General features: G+C 64.8%; 18 protein-coding genes. 10 read left to right on the top strand and 8 right to left on the bottom strand.

The genetic code is table 11. From position 1 onward, the window contains the following. Positions 1-176 precede the first annotated feature (176 nt). Positions 177-914, top strand: a complete 738-nt coding sequence (locus tag ACN9MX_RS14715) for a Crp/Fnr family transcriptional regulator (RefSeq protein ID WP_363739363.1) — start codon at positions 177-179, stop codon at positions 912-914. Between the two features lie 24 nt (positions 915-938). Here the strand turns inward: ACN9MX_RS14715 and ACN9MX_RS14710 are convergent, their stop codons facing one another. After that, the gene (locus ACN9MX_RS14710; RefSeq protein WP_025549923.1) at positions 939-1505 is read right to left on the bottom strand and encodes an HNH endonuclease; all 567 of its coding nucleotides are present in this window, start codon (positions 1503-1505) and stop codon (positions 939-941) included. 124 nt (positions 1506-1629) lie between these two features. Between ACN9MX_RS14710 and gluQRS the strand changes: the two genes are divergently transcribed. The 4 genes from gluQRS to ACN9MX_RS14690 all read left to right on the top strand — a co-directional run bounded on the left by gluQRS (position 1630) and on the right by ACN9MX_RS14690 (position 4343). Then, positions 1630-2505 (top strand): tRNA glutamyl-Q(34) synthetase GluQRS, encoded by an 876-nt coding sequence (gene gluQRS / locus ACN9MX_RS14705; RefSeq protein WP_426387196.1) that lies wholly within the window; start codon positions 1630-1632, stop codon positions 2503-2505. A gap of 10 nt (positions 2506-2515) precedes the next feature. After that, positions 2516-2749: a twin transmembrane helix small protein gene (locus tag ACN9MX_RS14700; protein ID WP_133653424.1), complete on the top strand. Its 234-nt coding sequence runs from the start codon at positions 2516-2518 to the stop codon at positions 2747-2749. A 13-nt stretch (positions 2750-2762) separates the two neighbouring features. After that, positions 2763-3332, top strand: a complete 570-nt coding sequence (locus ACN9MX_RS14695; protein WP_426387195.1) for a cob(I)yrinic acid a,c-diamide adenosyltransferase — start codon at positions 2763-2765, stop codon at positions 3330-3332. 138 nt (positions 3333-3470) lie between these two features. Beyond that, the gene (locus ACN9MX_RS14690) at positions 3471-4343 is read left to right on the top strand and encodes a GGDEF domain-containing protein (protein ID WP_426387194.1); all 873 of its coding nucleotides are present in this window, start codon (positions 3471-3473) and stop codon (positions 4341-4343) included. Between the two features lie 130 nt (positions 4344-4473). On the opposite strand, the gene infC is transcribed toward ACN9MX_RS14690, so the two are convergent. Both infC and thrS read right to left on the bottom strand, forming a co-directional pair. Beyond that, positions 4474-5007, bottom strand: a complete 534-nt coding sequence (gene infC, locus ACN9MX_RS14685) for a translation initiation factor IF-3 (protein WP_133653427.1) — start codon at positions 5005-5007, stop codon at positions 4474-4476. Between the two features lie 218 nt (positions 5008-5225). Further along, positions 5226-7223: a threonine--tRNA ligase gene (gene thrS, locus ACN9MX_RS14680; RefSeq protein ID WP_363739555.1), complete on the bottom strand. Its 1998-nt coding sequence runs from the start codon at positions 7221-7223 to the stop codon at positions 5226-5228. Positions 7224-7412: 189 nt separating this feature from the next. Between thrS and ACN9MX_RS14675 the strand changes: the two genes are divergently transcribed. The 3 genes from ACN9MX_RS14675 (at position 7413) to ACN9MX_RS14665 (ending at position 10126) form a co-directional block, all read left to right on the top strand. After that, on the top strand, positions 7413-7850 hold the full coding sequence (locus ACN9MX_RS14675; RefSeq protein ID WP_133653428.1) for an ExbD/TolR family protein: 438 nt from the start codon (positions 7413-7415) through the stop codon (positions 7848-7850). Positions 7851-7970: 120 nt separating this feature from the next. Beyond that, positions 7971-9047, top strand: a complete 1077-nt coding sequence (locus ACN9MX_RS14670) for a YjgN family protein (RefSeq protein WP_426387193.1) — start codon at positions 7971-7973, stop codon at positions 9045-9047. A 5-nt stretch (positions 9048-9052) separates the two neighbouring features. Next, positions 9053-10126, top strand: a complete 1074-nt coding sequence (locus tag ACN9MX_RS14665; RefSeq protein WP_363739354.1) for a M48 family metallopeptidase — start codon at positions 9053-9055, stop codon at positions 10124-10126. A gap of 56 nt (positions 10127-10182) precedes the next feature. Here ACN9MX_RS14665 and ACN9MX_RS14660 read toward each other — a convergent pair whose 3' ends face one another. The 4 genes from ACN9MX_RS14660 to coaBC are packed head-to-tail and all read right to left on the bottom strand — an operon-like array spanning position 10183 to position 13004. Next, positions 10183-10548, bottom strand: coding sequence for a DsrE/DsrF/DrsH-like family protein (locus ACN9MX_RS14660; RefSeq protein WP_363831034.1), 366 nt, complete (start codon positions 10546-10548; stop codon positions 10183-10185). Continuing rightward, on the bottom strand, positions 10536-11312 hold the full coding sequence (locus ACN9MX_RS14655) for a HesA/MoeB/ThiF family protein (protein ID WP_133653432.1): 777 nt from the start codon (positions 11310-11312) through the stop codon (positions 10536-10538). The genes ACN9MX_RS14660 and ACN9MX_RS14655 overlap by 13 nt, the downstream gene beginning before the upstream one ends. Next, positions 11312-11773 carry a dUTP diphosphatase gene (gene dut / locus ACN9MX_RS14650; RefSeq protein WP_133653433.1) on the bottom strand — a complete coding sequence of 154 codons (462 nt, stop codon included), beginning with the start codon at positions 11771-11773 and terminating at the stop codon, positions 11312-11314. The genes ACN9MX_RS14655 and dut overlap by 1 nt, the downstream gene beginning before the upstream one ends. Then, complete coding sequence (gene coaBC / locus ACN9MX_RS14645) at positions 11748-13004, bottom strand: bifunctional phosphopantothenoylcysteine decarboxylase/phosphopantothenate--cysteine ligase CoaBC (RefSeq protein WP_426387192.1); 1257 nt, start codon at positions 13002-13004, stop codon at positions 11748-11750. Before coaBC ends, dut begins: the two co-directional genes overlap by 26 nt. 135 nt (positions 13005-13139) lie before the next feature. On the opposite strand from coaBC, the gene egtB reads away from it, so the two are divergent. After that, complete coding sequence (egtB, locus tag ACN9MX_RS14640) at positions 13140-14408, top strand: ergothioneine biosynthesis protein EgtB (RefSeq protein WP_363831042.1); 1269 nt, start codon at positions 13140-13142, stop codon at positions 14406-14408. 4 nt (positions 14409-14412) lie between these two features. After that, positions 14413-15369, top strand: coding sequence for an L-histidine N(alpha)-methyltransferase (egtD, locus tag ACN9MX_RS14635; protein ID WP_426387191.1), 957 nt, complete (start codon positions 14413-14415; stop codon positions 15367-15369). Between the two features lie 32 nt (positions 15370-15401). Here egtD and ACN9MX_RS14630 read toward each other — a convergent pair whose 3' ends face one another. Beyond that, positions 15402-16724, bottom strand: coding sequence for a NupC/NupG family nucleoside CNT transporter (locus ACN9MX_RS14630; RefSeq protein ID WP_363739343.1), 1323 nt, complete (start codon positions 16722-16724; stop codon positions 15402-15404). Between the last annotated feature and the right edge of the window lie 28 nt (positions 16725-16752).

The raw sequence follows: 16752 nt of genomic DNA, 5'->3' as shown, positions 1-16752 counted from the left end.
TTCCGCAAGGCGGTCGGCGCGGCTGTCCATTCCCGGACATATTTCCGCGCACAATTGAAACATTTGTGCGTTCGTCCGCCCATTATTGATCGAGTTTAGTGCAGTTTGCGCAAATGCAGCCAAAAGACGCGTGGGGCGTTTTGCCATCGTAACGACAATGCAAGCAAAAAGGTGTTTTGGTGGCAACAAGTTGTTTCGCGGACAGGTTGGCGAAGCATGTGGCCCTGTCCGATGCAGAAAAAAAGGCACTTACAAGGCTGGAGGAGAATCCCCGCAAGGTAAAGCGCGGCGCGATGATACAACGCGTCAACGAAATGGTGACCGAACTCTTCGTCCTGCGCGAAGGACGGGTGATGAGCTTCGTGATCCTGCCCGACGGAAGCCGTCAGATCCTGCGCGTCTACTTCCCCGGCGATTTCATCGGATCGGCCAGCACGATCTACAGCCGGGCGCCGGAATCGCTGGTTGCGCTGTCCGATGCGATCATCTGCCCGTTCGACAAGCACGCGCTGCGCCGTCTGCTGGAGGAATATCCCCGCGTCGCAGCGCTGCTGTTCCTGCTTTCCAATGCGGAACGGGTCGCGCTGACGGACCGGCTCGCCTCCCTGGGACGCACCTCTGCCAAGGCGCGGGTGGCATCCTTCCTGCTCGACATATTCGACCGCCTGCGGGTGACCGACGATGGCATCACTGACAGCTTCGACCTCAAGCTGACGCAGGAGGAGATCGGGGACGCGATCGGCCTCACCTCCGTCCACGTGAACCGGATGATCCGGCAGATGGAACAGGAAGGGCTGATCAGCCGGGCCAATGGACGGATCACCCTGCGCGACATGGCGCGGCTGGAGGAAATCGGCCATTATACCAACCGGCACAAGGATATGGACCTGGATTGGCTGCCGGGCCTGGATTGACGGCATCCCCTCCGGCAAGGGATTTTACGCCAGCAGTTCCACGTCCCAATAGAGCCAGTCGTGCCAGCTTTCGTGCAGATAGTTGGGCGGGAAGGCCCTGCCATGTTCCTGCAATTGCCAGCTCGTCGGACGGATCGGCGTCACATGCAATTGCATATGCGCCTCCTTCGGCGTCCGCCCGCCCTTCTTCAGATTGCAGGGCGAACAGGCCGTGGCGACATTTTCCCAGGTCGTCCGCCCGCCCGCGCGCCGCGGAATGACATGGTCGAAGGTCAGGTCGTTCGGGGAACCGCAATATTGGCAGGCGAACTTGTCACGCAGGAACAGGTTGAACCGGGTGAAGGCTGGATGTTCCGACGGCTTCACATATTGCTTCAGCGCGATCACGGAAGGTATCTGCATCTGGACGCTGGGGCTGTGCACCTGCCGCTCATAGCTGGCGACGATGTCCACCCGATCCAAAAAAACCGCCTTGATGGCGGTTTGCCAGGGCCACAGGCTCAACGGATAATAGCTTAAAGGCGTGTAGTCCGCATTCAGGACCAAAGCCGGACAGTTTTCCGGATGTCGTATCAGGTCGGGATGGTACATATATTACCCTTCAACCCCCTTTCGCCACCGCCCTGATCGATCAGAAAGGTGACGACAGCATGACAGCATCATCGACCCCATCCCGTCAAGGGCCTGTATGACTCAATCGGCACGACCACAGCATATGGTGACTCGCTTTGCGCCAAGCCCCACGGGTAGGTTGCATGTCGGCCATGGCTGGTCGGCGCTGCTGGCCATGGACCTGGCGCGGGCGCGGGGTGGGTCCTTCCGCCTGCGGATCGAGGATATAGACGGCACCCGCAGCCGGCCGGAGCATGTCGCCGGCATCATCGAGGATCTGCGCTGGCTGGGCATCGCCTGGGACGGGGACATCGTGTTCCAGTCGGCGCGGCTCGACCATTATCAATCGGCGCTGGAACGACTGAAGGCCATGGGCCTGCTCTATCCCTGCTTCTGCACCCGCGCCGACATCGCCGCCAGCGCGACGGCGCCGCACGGGCCGGAGGGGCCGGTCTATCCCGGCACATGTCGCGGGCTGAACGATGCGCATCGGGCAAGCCGGATCGCGGCCGGCCATCCCCATGCATGGCGGATCGACATGGCGCGGGCGGTCGCGCGGGCGGGCCCGCTGCAATGGCATGCCCTGCCCTTCCCGCCGAATGACGATGTGGCAACGGCCGTCCCTGCCGGACCGCTTGCCGCGGGCGACGTCGTGCTGGCGCGCAAGGATGCGCCCGCCAGCTATCATCTTTCCTGCACGCTGGACGATGCGGCGATGGGCGTGACCCATATATTGCGCGGCGAGGATCTGCGCCCCGCGACCGACATCCATCGCCTTATCCAGGCGCTGCTCGACCTGCCCTCCCCCCTCTATGTCCACCATCCCCTGCTGGTCGGGCCGGACGGCAGGCGGCTGGCCAAGCGCGACGGATCGATCGGCCTGGCCGATCTGCGCGCGGAGGGCATGGACCCGCAGCGCCTGGCCGACGATCTGCGCCATGCGCGCTTTCCGATTGGCATTTCCCTGGGCAGCGCCTAGATTCGATCTCATGAACACGCTGCTCGTCATCGCCCTCATCCTGGCCATGGGCGCCACCCTGTTCGCCCTGATCCGGGGAATCATCGCCTTTCTGCAGGCGACCAAGGAACAGTTGAACTCGCCGGAAGGCGGACCCAGTCCATCCAGCCTCAAGCAGAACAGGATGATGATGAACCGCATCCTGTTTCAGGCAGTGGCGGTGATCATCGTGGCGCTGTTGCTGCTGATGAAGGGCCACGGCTGAGCGCCCGCCCGTCATGGTGAAGCTGAACAGGATCTACACTCGCACCGGGGACGCGGGCACGACCGGGCTGGTGGATGGATCCCGCCTGCCCAAACATGCGCCGCGCATGCAGGCGGTAGGCGACGTCGATGAGGCGAACAGCGCCATCGGCCTCGCCGTCATCGCGATCGGCGACAGGCCGGAGGCGGGCTGGCTGACGACCATCCAGAACGACCTGTTCGACCTGGGCGCCGACCTGGCCACACCTATGCCGGAGGGGGGGGACGAACCCTGGGCGTTGCGGATCGTCTCGTCCCAGATCGATCGGCTGGAGCAGCAGATCGATGCGATGAACGCCGATCTGGCCCCACTGGACAGCTTCGTCCTGCCCGGCGGCTCGCCCGCTGCCGCCGCCGTGCATCTGGCCCGCGCCGTCACCCGCCGCGCCGAACGCTCGGCCACCGCCGCAGCCGTCGAGGTCGCGATCAATCCGCAGGCATTGGCCTATCTCAACCGTTTGTCCGACCTGCTGTTCGTGATGGCGCGGCGCCTTAACGGCAATGGCGCGGGCGATGTCAAATGGGTGCCGGGCGCGTCGCGCTGAAGCGATTTCCCGGCAATCGACGCCATTCGACTCATGGGCAGCACGGTTCGTCCCTGCGCCAGGCGTTAACCCTGTTGCTTCACCGCCTCTTTACGCGCCGCCCCAATTTTGGCCCGATCGCTACGACAGGGCCCAGGGATGCAATTCTACCTCGCGACTTCCTTCATCTTCCCCCGCCCCTTGCGGCTTCGCCTCCTGACCCTCTGCCTTGCGACCACCCATCTGCCGCTGCTCGGCTATATCCTGTGGGGCACGGCGACGGGGCGGATCGCCTGGGCGGAGTTCATCATCTTGACGCTGGCGACCATGGCGGGGGCTGCCGGAGCGCTGATCGGCATTGGCGCGCTGCTGGACCCGCTCCACGGGCAGGTGAACGCGCTGAACCCGGTGGAGCAGCCGGAACGCAAGCGTTGGGCACCGACGCTGCGGGAAATGAGCGACATCTTCACCAGGCTCTTCCACCGCGTGCGCGGCCCCGCCGCCACGACGCGCGAACAGATCGACGCACTGAACATCGCGGCCAATGAGGATGCGCTGACCGGCATTCCCAACCGTCGCGGCTTCCTGGCGCAGCTCGACGCGCTGCCGCTGGCCGGGCGCAAGGGCTGCATCGCGATCATCGACCTCGACCATTTCACGCAGGTCAACGAGATGCTCGGTCATGAGGAAGGGGATCGCGTGCTCGTTGATTTCGCCACGCGCCTGTCGTCGCAGACCCGTCGCGTCGACATCATCGCCCGCTGGGCCGGACAGGCTTTCACGATCTTCTATCAGGACGCCATAGAGGAGGAGGCAAGCTGGTCGCTGGCCCGCATTGCGGAACGGATGCGGCGAGAGCCCGTGGGCACGGTGAACGGACAACCGATCACCTTCTCCGTCGGGCTATGCGCCTGGCGGGGCGGCCCGGTGATGACGGCGATCGGCAAGGCCGACGAGGCGCTCTATCGCGCGAAAAATTCGGGCCGCGGTCAGATCCAGCGCGCCGAGCGGCCAGCCGTCAGCCTGCGGTAATTCCCGGCCCTCAATCGGCATGATCCATGCCGAGGCCACCTCAAGGGTCATCCAGAAGCCGCACCGGAAACAGTTCAGGCGGAGCCTGCTTCCAGACCCCGCCCGACAAAATCACCGAAAATCGGCAAGCTTATTTCGGCGCCAGCACCATCAGCATCTGGCGCCCCTCCATGCGGGGATAGGCTTCGACCTTCGCGATCTCGCCTACATTCTCCGCCACGCGCTGGAGGAGTTGCATGCCCAGCTGCTGATGCGACAATTCACGGCCACGGAACCGCAAGGTGATCTTCACCTTGTCGCCTTCGCCGATGAAGTCATGGACCTTCTTCATCTTCGTATCATAGTCATGATCGTCGATGTTCGGACGCATCTTGATCTCCTTGATCTCCTGCGTCCTCTGGGTCTTGCGGGCAAGGTTCGCCTTCTTCTGCGCCTCGTACTTGTACTTGCCGATGTCCAGGAACTTGCACACTGGCGGATCGGCGTTGGGCGACACCTCGACCAGGTCCAGCCCCAGCTCATAGGCGCGCTCGATCGCTTCCTGCGTATACATCACGCCCAGATTTTCGCCTTCGTCATCGATCACGCGCACCTTGGGCACGTTGATGAACTCGTTGTAACGGGGACCGGACTTCGGCGGCGGCGCCATGGGACGGCGCATCATCGGGGGACGTATAGTGGCTTCTCCTATGGCAATTACGAAACGGCTCCGGCGGACTCCCGCGCATTTTGCGATCAGCCGGAACAACCAACCGATCGCGGATACGGCAAAAGACGAGCTAGAGAGTGATCCGACTCAATCGGAGCAGCCTCTAGCGCAAAGCCGAAAGGGCCGGCAAGTCCGCAATCGCTGATTTGCCGGTCCCATGTGGCATTGCTGCCTCACCGCATATCGGGTGCCCGTGCCTCCTTTGCAAGACGGGCGATGACATCATCGAGAGAAAGAAGGCTCTGCCCTTCCTTGCCCAGCTCGCGCAGCGCCACCGTCCCTTCGTCCGCCTCCCGGCGGCCGACGACCAACAGATTCGGCACTTTCGCAAGGCTATGCTCGCGCACCTTGTAGTTGATCTTTTCGTTGCGGACGTCGGTTTCGGCGCGGATGCCGGCCGCCCGCAGCTTCTCCACCACCTGGCTCGCATAGCTGTCCGCATCGGACACGATGGTCGCCACCACCGCCTGCACCGGCGCCAGCCAGAGCGGGAAACGGCCGGCATAATGTTCGATGAGGATGCCGATGAACCGTTCATAGGAGCCGAAGATCGCGCGATGGAGCATCACCGGCCGATGCCGCTCGCCATCCTCACCCACATAGGATGCGTCCAGCCGCTCCGGCAGCACCCGGTCCGACTGGATCGTACCGACCTGCCACGTCCGCCCGATCGCATCGGTCAGGTGCCATTCCAGCTTCGGCGCATAGAAGGCGCCTTCACCCGGCAGTTCCTCCCAGCCAAATTCGGGCGTGTTGAGGCCTGCCGCCGCCACCGCGTCGCGCAGTTCATTTTCCGCCTGGTCCCACATCGCATCGCTGCCGAAGCGCTTTTCCGGACGCAGGGCGAGCTTGATCGAGTAGGTGAAGCCGAAATCCTTGTAGATGCGGTCGGCCAGCGCGCAGAAGGCCCGCACCTCCTCCACGATCTGGTCCTCACGACAGAAGATGTGCGCGTCGTCCTGCGTGAACTGGCGCACGCGCATCAGGCCATGCAGCGCCCCATGCGGCTCGTTGCGATGGCAGCAGCCATTTTCGTAGAAACGCAAGGGCAGGTCGCGATAGCTCTTGATCCCCTGGCGGAAGATCAGGACATGCGCCGGGCAATTCATGGGCTTCAACGCCATCCAGTCGGCATCGTCCGACACCAGCGGCCCTTCATCCGCGACATTGGGCACTTCGTCGGGGATGACGAACATATTCTCGCGATATTTGCCCCAGTGGCCCGACTGCTCCCACTGGCGCGCGTCCATCACCTGCGGCGTCTTCACCTCGCGATAGCCCGCCGCATCGATGGCACGGCGCATATAGGCTTCCAGTTCGCGCCAGATGATATAACCCTTGGGGTGCCAGAAGACGCTGCCATGCGCTTCCTGCTGAAGGTGGAACAGGTCCATCTCCGCGCCCAGCTTGCGATGGTCGCGCTTGCCCGCTTCCTCCAGCCGCGTCAGATGCGCGTCGAGCTGCTTACGATTGAGCCAGCCGGTGCCATAGATGCGCGAAAGCATCGCATTTTTCTGGTCGCCGCGCCAATAGGCGCCCGATACGCGGGTCAGCTTGAACGCCGCCGGATCGAGCTTGCCTGTCGAGGCCAGATGCGGTCCGCGGCACATGTCGAGCCAGTCGCCACCCGACCAATAGACGGTCAGTTCCTCGCCGTCGGGCAACTCGGCGGCCCATTCGGCCTTGAACGTCTCGCCCTCCGCCCGCCAGCGCGCGATCAGTTCCTCGCGCTTCCACACTTCGCGCCTGAGCGGCTTGTCGGCGGCAATGATCTCCCGCATCTTCGCCTCGATGGCGGGCAGGTCTTCCTCCGTGAAGGGCCGCTGCTTTCCTTCGACGACCGGAGGCGCGAAGTCATAATAGAAACCATCGTCCGTCGCCGGACCGAAGGTGATCTGCGTCCCCGGAAAAAGCGCCTGCACCGCTTCGGCCAGCACATGGGCAAAGTCGTGCCGCGCCAGTTCCAGCGCATCGGCCTCATCCTTCGCCGTCACCAGCGCCAGCTGCGCGTCGGCCTCCAGCGGCCGCATGATGTCGCGCAGTTCGCCATCGACGCGCGCGGCGATGGCAGCCTTGGCCAGGCCCGGCCCGATCGCCGCCGCAATGTCCGCCGGGGTAGTGCCGGGCGCGACTTCACGCACGGAACCATCGGGCAGGGTTATCTTGAGCATGGCGGACACGGGGGGTCTTTCTGTTGAAATGCAGGTTGCGCAGCCGAAAAGGGCCGCGCCTTCCCCATAAATGGGCCGCCCGCCCTGTCAATAGAAGCCCTCTTGCCAGAGAAGCCCTCTTGTCAGTGCATCGCGGTCGGTGCATGATGTATGTGTTGTTATATCATTATTTCAACAGGAGGGATGCATATGGCCTTGAGCTTCGCAAGACCCCGGCCAGGCGACGGGGAAACGCCAATGTCGGACATGAACACCACGCCGCTGATCGACGTGATGCTGGTGCTGCTGATCATGTTCATCATCACGATTCCGATCCAGACGCACAGCGTCGGCGTCGACCTGCCGCAGACCCCCAGGGAATTGATCCCACCACCGGTCGACACCGTCAAGAACAGGGTCGGCATCGACGCCGACGGTACCATCCGCTGGAACGGCGGGGCCGTCGACCGACTGACGCTCCGCCAATATCTTGCCGCCTCGCTGCGCCTGCCTGCCGAACCGGAGTTGCAGTTCCAGCCCGATGCCGGCGCCCGCTATGTGACGGTGGATGAAGTGCTGGCCGACATCCGCCGGTCAGGCGTGACGAAGCTCGGCTTCATCGGCAATGAACGCTACGCCAGCTTCTGATCACCCGTAAAATGCCGATCCGCCTGATTTCAGCGGGATAGCATTCCATACAACCATGAAACCCCTTGACCGACGGTCCCCGGCATAGTCTTCTCCCACCGGGGACCAAAGGGGGGCATCATGGATCAGGAACGCATAGGCGGCGACGGCTTCGCTTTCGAGGGCAACTGGCGCGACTATGCGCCGATCGCCTTCACCAACCTGCTGCTGACGATCGTCACGCTGGGCATATACCGCTTCTGGGCGACGACGCGCACGCGGCGCTATCTCTGGGCGAATACGCGCTTCATCGACGACCGGCTGGAATGGACGGGCACGGGCAAGGAACTGTTCCTGGGCTTCCTGATGGTGGTCGTGCTGATCGGCCTGCCCTTCCTCTTCCTGCAATTCGGCGCGCAGGCGCTGATCCTCCAGGGGCATCAGGGGATAGCCGCGATACTGACGCTCGCGGCGTTCGTGACGATCTTCTACATGGTCGGCCTCGCCCGCTTCCGCGCGCTGCGCTACCGGCTCAGCCGGACATGGTGGCACGGCATCCGGGGCGGCAGCGACGATCAGGGCTTTGGCTACGGCATTTCCTATATGTGGAAGTCCGCAGTGGGCAGCCTGGCTCTCGGACTGCTCATCCCCTGGTCGATGATGTCGCTGTGGAACGAGCGCTGGAACAAGATGAGCTTCGGCCCGCATGCCTTCGAAGCCGCGGGCGATCACGGCCCGACCTTCAGGCGTTTCCTGCTCTTCTACCTCCTGCCGATCCTGCTGTTCGTGGGCGGAGGGGTGATGGTCGCCATGGTGGGCTTTCCGGGGCAGGACAATGTGGGCTCCCGCATGGCCGGGGTCATAATAGGCATCATCGCGCTCGTGCTGGTCTTTTATCTGGGGCTCGGCCTCATCGCGCTCGCCTTCTACGCCAGCTTCTTCCGTGAAGCGGTGGAAGGGCTGTCGCTCACCGGCCTCGACTTCCATTTCTACGCCCGGACCAGGGACTGGATATTGCTGTTCCTGGGTGACATTGCACTGGTGGCCTGCACGCTCGGCGTCGGTTCGATCTTCCTGCAATATCGGCACTGGAAATTCTTCGTCACCCATATGGGCGTGACCGGCACCATCTATACCGACGAACTCACCCAGTCGCAGACGAAGACCAGCCGCCATGGCGAGGGCCTGCTGGACGCGCTCGACGTGGGCGCTTTCTGAGCCGCATGTCCGACTTCCGGCTCTGGCATTATGACGGCGTGACGGCGGTCCGGCGCGAAGTCCTGCTGCGACCCGCCGGCACGGGCTTTGTGCTGGAGGAGCCGGAAAGCGGCTGGGCGGGCCTGCCCGCCGACTGGAGCGACCTCACCGTCATCGGCCTGCAGGGTGATCGTTCCGCCTATGGCCATAAGACGGTTCCCGGCTGGCGCATGGGCTTTTCCGGCGAAGCGCCAGCCGACATCGCCACCCATTTGCCGAAGGGCGAACGCTATGGCCGCTGGATTGACCGCTTCGGCCTGTGGCCGGCGGCCGCCGTCTTCACCATCGCCGCCGCTCTCATCATCTGGGGCGCGCTCGAGGCACCCGCCGCCATCGCCCCGCTCGTCCCGCACGCCTGGGAGAACCGGATGGGCGACGCCATGGTGGGCGATTTCGGCGGCCGTTTCTGCCACACGCCGGCGGGCGATGCCGCGCTCAGGGGACTGGCGGCACGGATCGACCCGGGCCATGAGGCCCGCGACATCGCACTTGCCAATATTCCGATGGTGAATGCGGTAACATTGCCGGGGGGACGGATCATCCTCTTCGACGGACTGGTCCAGCAGGCAAAGTCCGCCGATGAAGTCGCGGGCGTGCTTGGCCATGAACTGGGCCATGTGCGCCACCGCGACACGATGACGGGCCTCATCCGCCAGCTTGGCCTCAGCGTCGTGCTGGGCGGCGCGGGGGGCAATGCGGGCAATTATCTGAACGGCGTATTGTCGCTGAGCTACGGCCGCGGCGCGGAGTCTGCCGCGGACGGGGTCGCCATCGACCAGATGCGCGCCGCCGGGATTTCGCCCGCCGCGACTGCCGCCTTCTTCGATCGGATCGGCGGCAAGGACGAAGGCACGGAAGCGCGGGCGATGAGCTGGCTTTCCTCCCATCCGCTCTCCGCCGAACGCCGCCGCCGCTTCGCCGCCGCCGTCAAGCCGGGCACAGCTTACCGACCGGCGCTGGATCAGGCGCAATGGCAGGCGCTGCGAACCTCCTGCGCCAGCGATCCGAAGGTCGCCAAATTCTGGGGCCAATCCTTCTAGGACAATTGTCTCCAGCAGACCGCCCGTTTCCCGGCCCCATGAACGGGCCAGCCACCTCACACGAATATCAGCCGGGCCTCGTCGCTCGTCTGCTGCAGGAACCCGACCGGCCCGCCAACCTCCACACCCTTGGGCAGATCGTCCGCCGACATGCCGCAAAGCACAAGTCCGCTCTGACAGGCGAGCAGGGTCACGCCCAATTCCACCGCCTCTTCGATCAGCATCGCCAGCGAGGGCAGGCCCGCCGACCGATGCGCTTCGTCAAGGGGCGCTGCCAGGGGCATACGCAACAGCCCTACCGCATCCAGTTGCAGGAACAGGACCGCGCCGCCGCCCAGCGCCGCCTGGGTCGCCGCCATCACCAATGCGCCGCGCAGCCGCTCGGCATCCGCCGTCGCGACGACGATCCTCAGTTCGCGCATAGTTCCGCGGCGCAGCCCTGGCAGGCGGCGTCCTTGGGCACCGCCACGGTCCGGAACCGCATCGACAGCAGGTCGGCGAGCAGCAGGCGCCCCGCCATATCTTCGCCAAAGGGAACCAGCGCGCGGATCACCTCCAGCGCCGCCAGGCTGCCCATCACGCCCGTCAACGCCCCGATCACGCCCGTTTCGGAACAATTCCGCTCCGGCGCATCCTCCGGCGATCCGACAAGGCAGCGATAGCAGGGCTTGCCCGCTTCCCAGCCGCGATAGGTGGCCAACTGCCCCTCAAATGGCCCGACCGCCGCCGAAACCAGCGGAATCCTCAGCTTTTGCGTGCAATCGGCCACCGCCAGCCGGGTCGCGAAACTGTCGCAACCGTCCAGCACCACATCCGCGTCCCGCAGCATCAGCGCGGCATTGTCCGCATCGATACGGGCATTGATCGGGATCAGCTTCACGTCCGGATTGAGCCGCGCAACGGCCGCCATCGCGCTTTCGGCCTTGGACGCGCCGATCGCGTCGGTGTCGAACAGCACCTGCCGCTGAAGATTGGAGAGGGCGACGATATCATCGTCTATCACCCGGATGGTCCCGACCCCCGCCGCCGCGAGATAGAGGATCGCCGGGCTGCCGATCCCGCCCGCACCGATGATCGCCACATCCGCCGACAACAGCCGCGCCTGGCCCGCGCCGCCAATCTCCTTCAGCACGATATGGCGGGCATAGCGTTCAAGCTGATCGTCGGTGAGGGGGAGTGATGCCATCAGTTACGCACCCCCGTCGATCCGAAGCCGCCCGCGCCCCTCGCCGTCTCGTCCAGTTCCTCGACCTCGGCGAAGCGAGCCACCTGCACTGGCGCGGCGACCAGTTGCGCGATCCGGTCGCCCCGCGCGATCACAAAGGGTTCCTCGCCCAGATTGATCAATATGACCTTCAACTCGCCGCGATAATCCGCATCGATCGTCCCCGGCGTGTTGGGCAGGCTGATGCCATGTTTCAGCGCCAGGCCGGATCTCGGCCGCACCTGCACTTCATAACCTTCCGGAATCGCCATGGCAAAACCCGTCGCCACCGCATGCCGGCCGCCGGGCGCGAGGGTGACGTCCTCCGCCGACACGACATCCAGCCCCGCCGCATGCGCCGTGGCATAGGCCGGCACCGGCAGGCCCTGCCCATGGGGCAGGCGCTTCAGGCGGATTTCAATGGGCGGAAGAGGAGAGGACATGGGCGACCTTTTCTATCAAGCGGGTGGCGACGGCATCCTTGGGCAGATGGTCCCAGCTCTCGACGCCATCCTTCGAAACAATGTGCACGCTGTTGGAATCGCCACCCATCACGCTGGAGCCGGGCGGGCCCGACACATCGTTGGCGACGATCCAGTCGGCGCCCTTGCGCGCCAGCTTCGCCTGCGCATGTTCGGCGATCTTCTGCGTCTCGGCGGCAAAGCCGACCAGCAGGGTGGGACGCTTCGCATGCCGGCCCAGCGTGGCGAGGATGTCGGGATTCTCCACCAGGGCCAAGGGCGACGGCTTGCCGGAGCCATCCTTTTTGAGCTTCTGATCCGCGGCATCGGCCGTGCGCCAGTCCGCGACGGCCGCCACCATGATCGCCGCATCGGCCGGCAACGCGGCCTCCACCGCCGCCAGCATCTCCCGCGCGGTTTCCACGTCGACGCGGCTTACGCCCGCTGGCGTCGGCAGATGTACGGGCCCCGCCACCAAAGTCACCCGCGCGCCTGCCCGCGCCGCTGCGGCCGCTATGGCAAAGCCCTGCTTGCCGGAGGATCGGTTGGCGATGTAGCGGACCGGGTCGATCGGCTCATGCGTCGGCCCCGCCGTCACCAGCACATGCCGTCCCGCGAGCGGTGCATCCGCCGTCTCGAAATCCGGCTGCCCCGCAAGCGGATCGGCGGCAAGCGGCCGGGCGAGCAGCCGCGCCACTTCCGCCGCGATCGCCTCGGGATCGGGCAGACGGCCCTTGCCGAATTCGCCGCAGGCCATTTCGCCGCTGTCCGGTTCCATCACATGCACGCCGTCGGCCTTGAGCTGGGCAACGTTCCGCCGCGTCGCCGCATGATGCCACATGCGCACGTTCATCGCTGGGACGGCAAGCACCGGCTTGTCGGTCGCCAGCAGCAACGTGGTCGCCAGATCATCGGCAATGCCGCCGGCCATCTTGGCAAGTATGTTCGCCGTCGCCGGCGCGACCACCACCAGGTCGGCCTGCCGCGAAAGCTGGATATGGCCGATCTCCCGCTCTTCCTTGAGGTCGAACATGTCGCCATAGACATGATCCTCGGTCAGCACGCCCAGCGACAGCGGCGTCACGAATTTCCCGGCGCTCTCCGTCAGCACCGCCCGCACGGCGATGCCTCGCTTGCGCAACAGCCGCACCAGCTCCAGCGATTTGTAGGCCGCGATGCCGCCCGACACGATGAGAAGGATGCGCTTGGTCATGACTGGCCATCATTTGGTCAAGCGACGCGCCCTTGTCCAGCAATTCCCATGGATGCGCCGGGGACGGTCGGAACCTACAGGCCCCCTCATGCGATTATTGGTTGAGAGCGGCGCAACCGTATCGAAGGGGCATGCATGGCAAGAAGCCGGACCGCACCGGGCCAGATCGACCTCCTGACCCGCTACCGCGAAGTGCGGGCGTTGAGCGAGGCGATCGCCGCGCCCCTGTCGGACGCGGACGCCACGGTCCAGTCCATGGCCGATGCTTCCCCCGCCAAATGGCACCTGGCCCATGTGAGCTGGTTCTTCGAAAGCTTCGTCCTGCGCGACAATGTGGCGGGCTACACGCCCTTCGACCCGCATTACGCCTATCTGTTCAACAGCTATTATGAGGCCGAGGGTCCACGCCACGCCCGGCCGATGCGGGGCATGCTCACCCGCCCGACGCTGGACGAAATCCGCGCCTATCGCGCCCATGTCGACGCGGCGCTGACCACCGCGCTGCCGATGCTGATGCCCGATGCGCAGGCTCTGGTGCTGCTCGGCCTTCATCATGAACAGCAGCATCAGGAACTCATGCTCACCGACATGCAGCATCTGTTGTCGCTGAACCCGCTGGAGCCGGCCCTGTACGATGCGCCCAATGCGCTGCCGGCGCCCGTTCCCGGCCCGCTCCACTGGATCGAGGGTCGGCAGGGCCTGGTCGAGATCGGCGATGACGGAAAGAGCGATTTCGCCTTCGATTGCGAAACCCCCCGCCACAAGACGATTCTCCACCCCCATGCCCTGGCGCACCGGCCGATAACCAATGGCGAATGGATCAGCTTCATGGAGGATGGCGGCTATGCCGACGCCGCCCATTGGCTGTCGGACGGCTGGGCCTGGGTAGAGGCGGAACGGATCGACGCACCGCTTTACTGGCGACGGGACGGACGAGGTTGGACGCGCTTTGGCCTGGACGGGCGCAAGCCGGTCAATCCCGCCGCCCCGGTATGCCATATCAGCCTCTATGAGGCGGACGCCTATGCCCGATGGGCGGGCGCCCGACTGCCCACGGAGGCGGAATGGGAAAGTGCGGCACTCAATATCGCGCCTACCAGCGGCAATCAGTTGGACGATGCGGCCTGCCCCCGCCCCCGCGCCGCGAATGGTGCTTCCGCCCTGACGCAGATGTTCGGCGACGTCTGGGAATGGACGGGCAGCGCCTATCGCCCCCACCCCGGTTTCCGCGCCGCCGAGGGTGCGGTGGGCGAATATAACGGCAAGTTCATGTCCGGCCAGTTCGTGCTGAAGGGCGGCAGTTGCGCCACCCCGCGGGGTCATTTGCGCGCGAGCTACCGCAATTTCTTCTACCCCCATCAACGCTGGCAGTTCACCGGACTGCGGCTGGCAAAGGATCTGTGAGGCGATGCTCCTGACCGAAAATGCCCCGCCATCGCTGCCCGCCCCCGATCCGGCCTTCCGGCGGGACATTATCGAGGGGCTGTCCCGCGAGCCCAAGGCGACGCCGCCCATCTGGTTCTACGACCAGCGCGGTTCGGAACTGTTCGAAGCGATCACCGATCTGCCGGAATATTATCCGACACGCACGGAAACCGCCCTGCTGGAGCGGCATGGCCGGGATTTCGCCGCCGCGATCGGCCCCGGCCGGGCCGTGGTGGAATTCGGCGCGGGCAGTGCACGCAAAACCCCCCATCTGCTGCGCGCCATCGATCCGGCCGCCTATGTGCCGGTCGACATCAGCGGCGACTTCCTCCATGCGTCGAGCGCGCAATTGGCATCGGCCTTTCCGGGCTTGCCGGTTTTGCCGCTGGTGGGCGACTTCAACACCGATCTGGCCTTGCCCACCGCGATCGACGGGCTGCCACGCCTTGGCTTCTTCCCCGGATCGACCATCGGCAATATGGAACCCCATGCGGCGGTCAACCTGCTGCGGGCGATGCGGCGCCTTCTCGGCGAGGGAGCGATGCTGCTGATCGGCATGGACCGGATCAAGGATCGCGGCCGGCTGGTCGCCGCCTATGATGACGCAGCCGGCGTGACGGCAGCATTCAACCTCAACCTGATCAGGCGCATCAATCGGGAACTGGACGGCGACCTGCCATTGGACGGCTTCGTCCATCGCGCCGTCTGGAACGACGACAAGGCGCGGATTGAAATGCATCTGGAAGCGGTGCGGCCGCTTCACTTCCACGTCGCGGGCCAATGCTTCCGCATGACGGAGGGCGAAACGATCCATACCGAAAGCAGCCATAAATATGGCCCACGCGACGAAAGGCTGCTGCTGCGCGCCGGTGACTGGGAACCGGTGCGCGAATGGAGCGATGAGGAGGGGCTGTTTTCACTCGTCCTGGCAGAAGCCTGACTTTCGCAGGACAGCAAATGAATTCGGAACGATCAGCGCAGGCTGAGCATCAGTCCGGCCAGCGCCGCGCTCATCAGATTGGCCAGGCTGCCCGCGACCAGCGCCTTGACCCCCAGCCGGGCGATCACCGGGCGCTGGCTCGGCGCCAGATTGCCCGTGACGGCCATCTGGATCGCTATCGAGCTGAAATTGGCGAAGCCGCAAAGCGCGAATGTGACGATGGCGACGGTCGCGGGCGACAGCGCACCCTGCACCTGCCCCAGGTTGATATAGGCGACGAACTCGTTGAGCACGACCTTGGTGCCGAACAGGCCGCCCGCCACCTGCGCCTCCGTCCAGGGAATGTTGAGCAGATACATGACCGGTGAAAAGACATAGCCCAATAGCTGCTGGAAGCTGAGGCCGGGATAGCCAAGCCAGCCGCCGATGCCGCCCAATATGCCATTTGCCAGTGCGACCAGCGCAACGAAGGCCAGCAGCATGGCGCCGACCGCCACGGCCAGCTTCACGCCCGTCTGCGCGCCCTGCGCGGCCGCCATGATCAGGTTGGCCGGCTTCTCCTCATCATGGGCGGCGGACGGCATCGGATCGCGCGACATTTCCTCCGGCGCCAGCACAGCGGGGCCGGTGCCGCCGATCCGGTTTTCAGGAAGGACGATGTCGGGATGATCGCCCAGCGGAAGTTCGGGTTCACGGTCCGCTTCGTCCGGCATCATGATCTTCGCCATCAGCAGGCCGCCGGGCGCTGACATGAAACTCGCCGCCAGCAGATAATCGATCTTGATGCCCATGGCGGCATAGGCGGCCAATATGGTTCCCGCGACCCCCGCCATGCCGCTGGTCATCACCGCGAAAAGCTGCGGCGGCGTCAGTCCCGCCAGATAGGGGCGGATGACGAGGGGGCTTTCGCTTTGCCCGACGAAGATGTTGGCGGCGGCGCAGAGACTTTCGACCTTCGAAACGCCCGTCACCTTCTCGATCGCGCCGCCGACCCAGCGCACGATCTGCTGCATGATGCCCAGATGGTAGAGGATCGAAACCAGGCTGGCGAAGAAGATGATCACCGGCAAGGCGGCAATGGCAAAGCTCGCGCCGCCAATCTCCGGCTTGGCGAGCGGGCCGAAGATGAAATCCGTTCCAGCCTGCGCATAGCCGAGCAGGTTCGCCACGCCACGCGATATGCCGGCGATGGCGGCGCGTCCGGCGGGGACATAAAGCACCAGCAGGGCAATGCCCGCCTGCAACAGGAATGCCGCGCCGACGACGCGAAGCCGGATGGCGCGGCGGTCGGAAGAAAGGGCGACGGCAATGGCAAGGATCAGCGCGATACCGGCTAGGCCTGTGAGGAGGTGCATGAGGAGCTTTCGCGGGAAGAAAGAATTG

Origin of the sequence: Sphingobium sp. R-21 (assembly GCF_049913335.1) — a bacterium.
Classification (GTDB): domain Bacteria; phylum Pseudomonadota; class Alphaproteobacteria; order Sphingomonadales; family Sphingomonadaceae; genus Sphingobium.
Note: the sequence above shows the minus strand (reverse complement) of the source record. Positions and strands in the feature narration are given on the sequence as shown.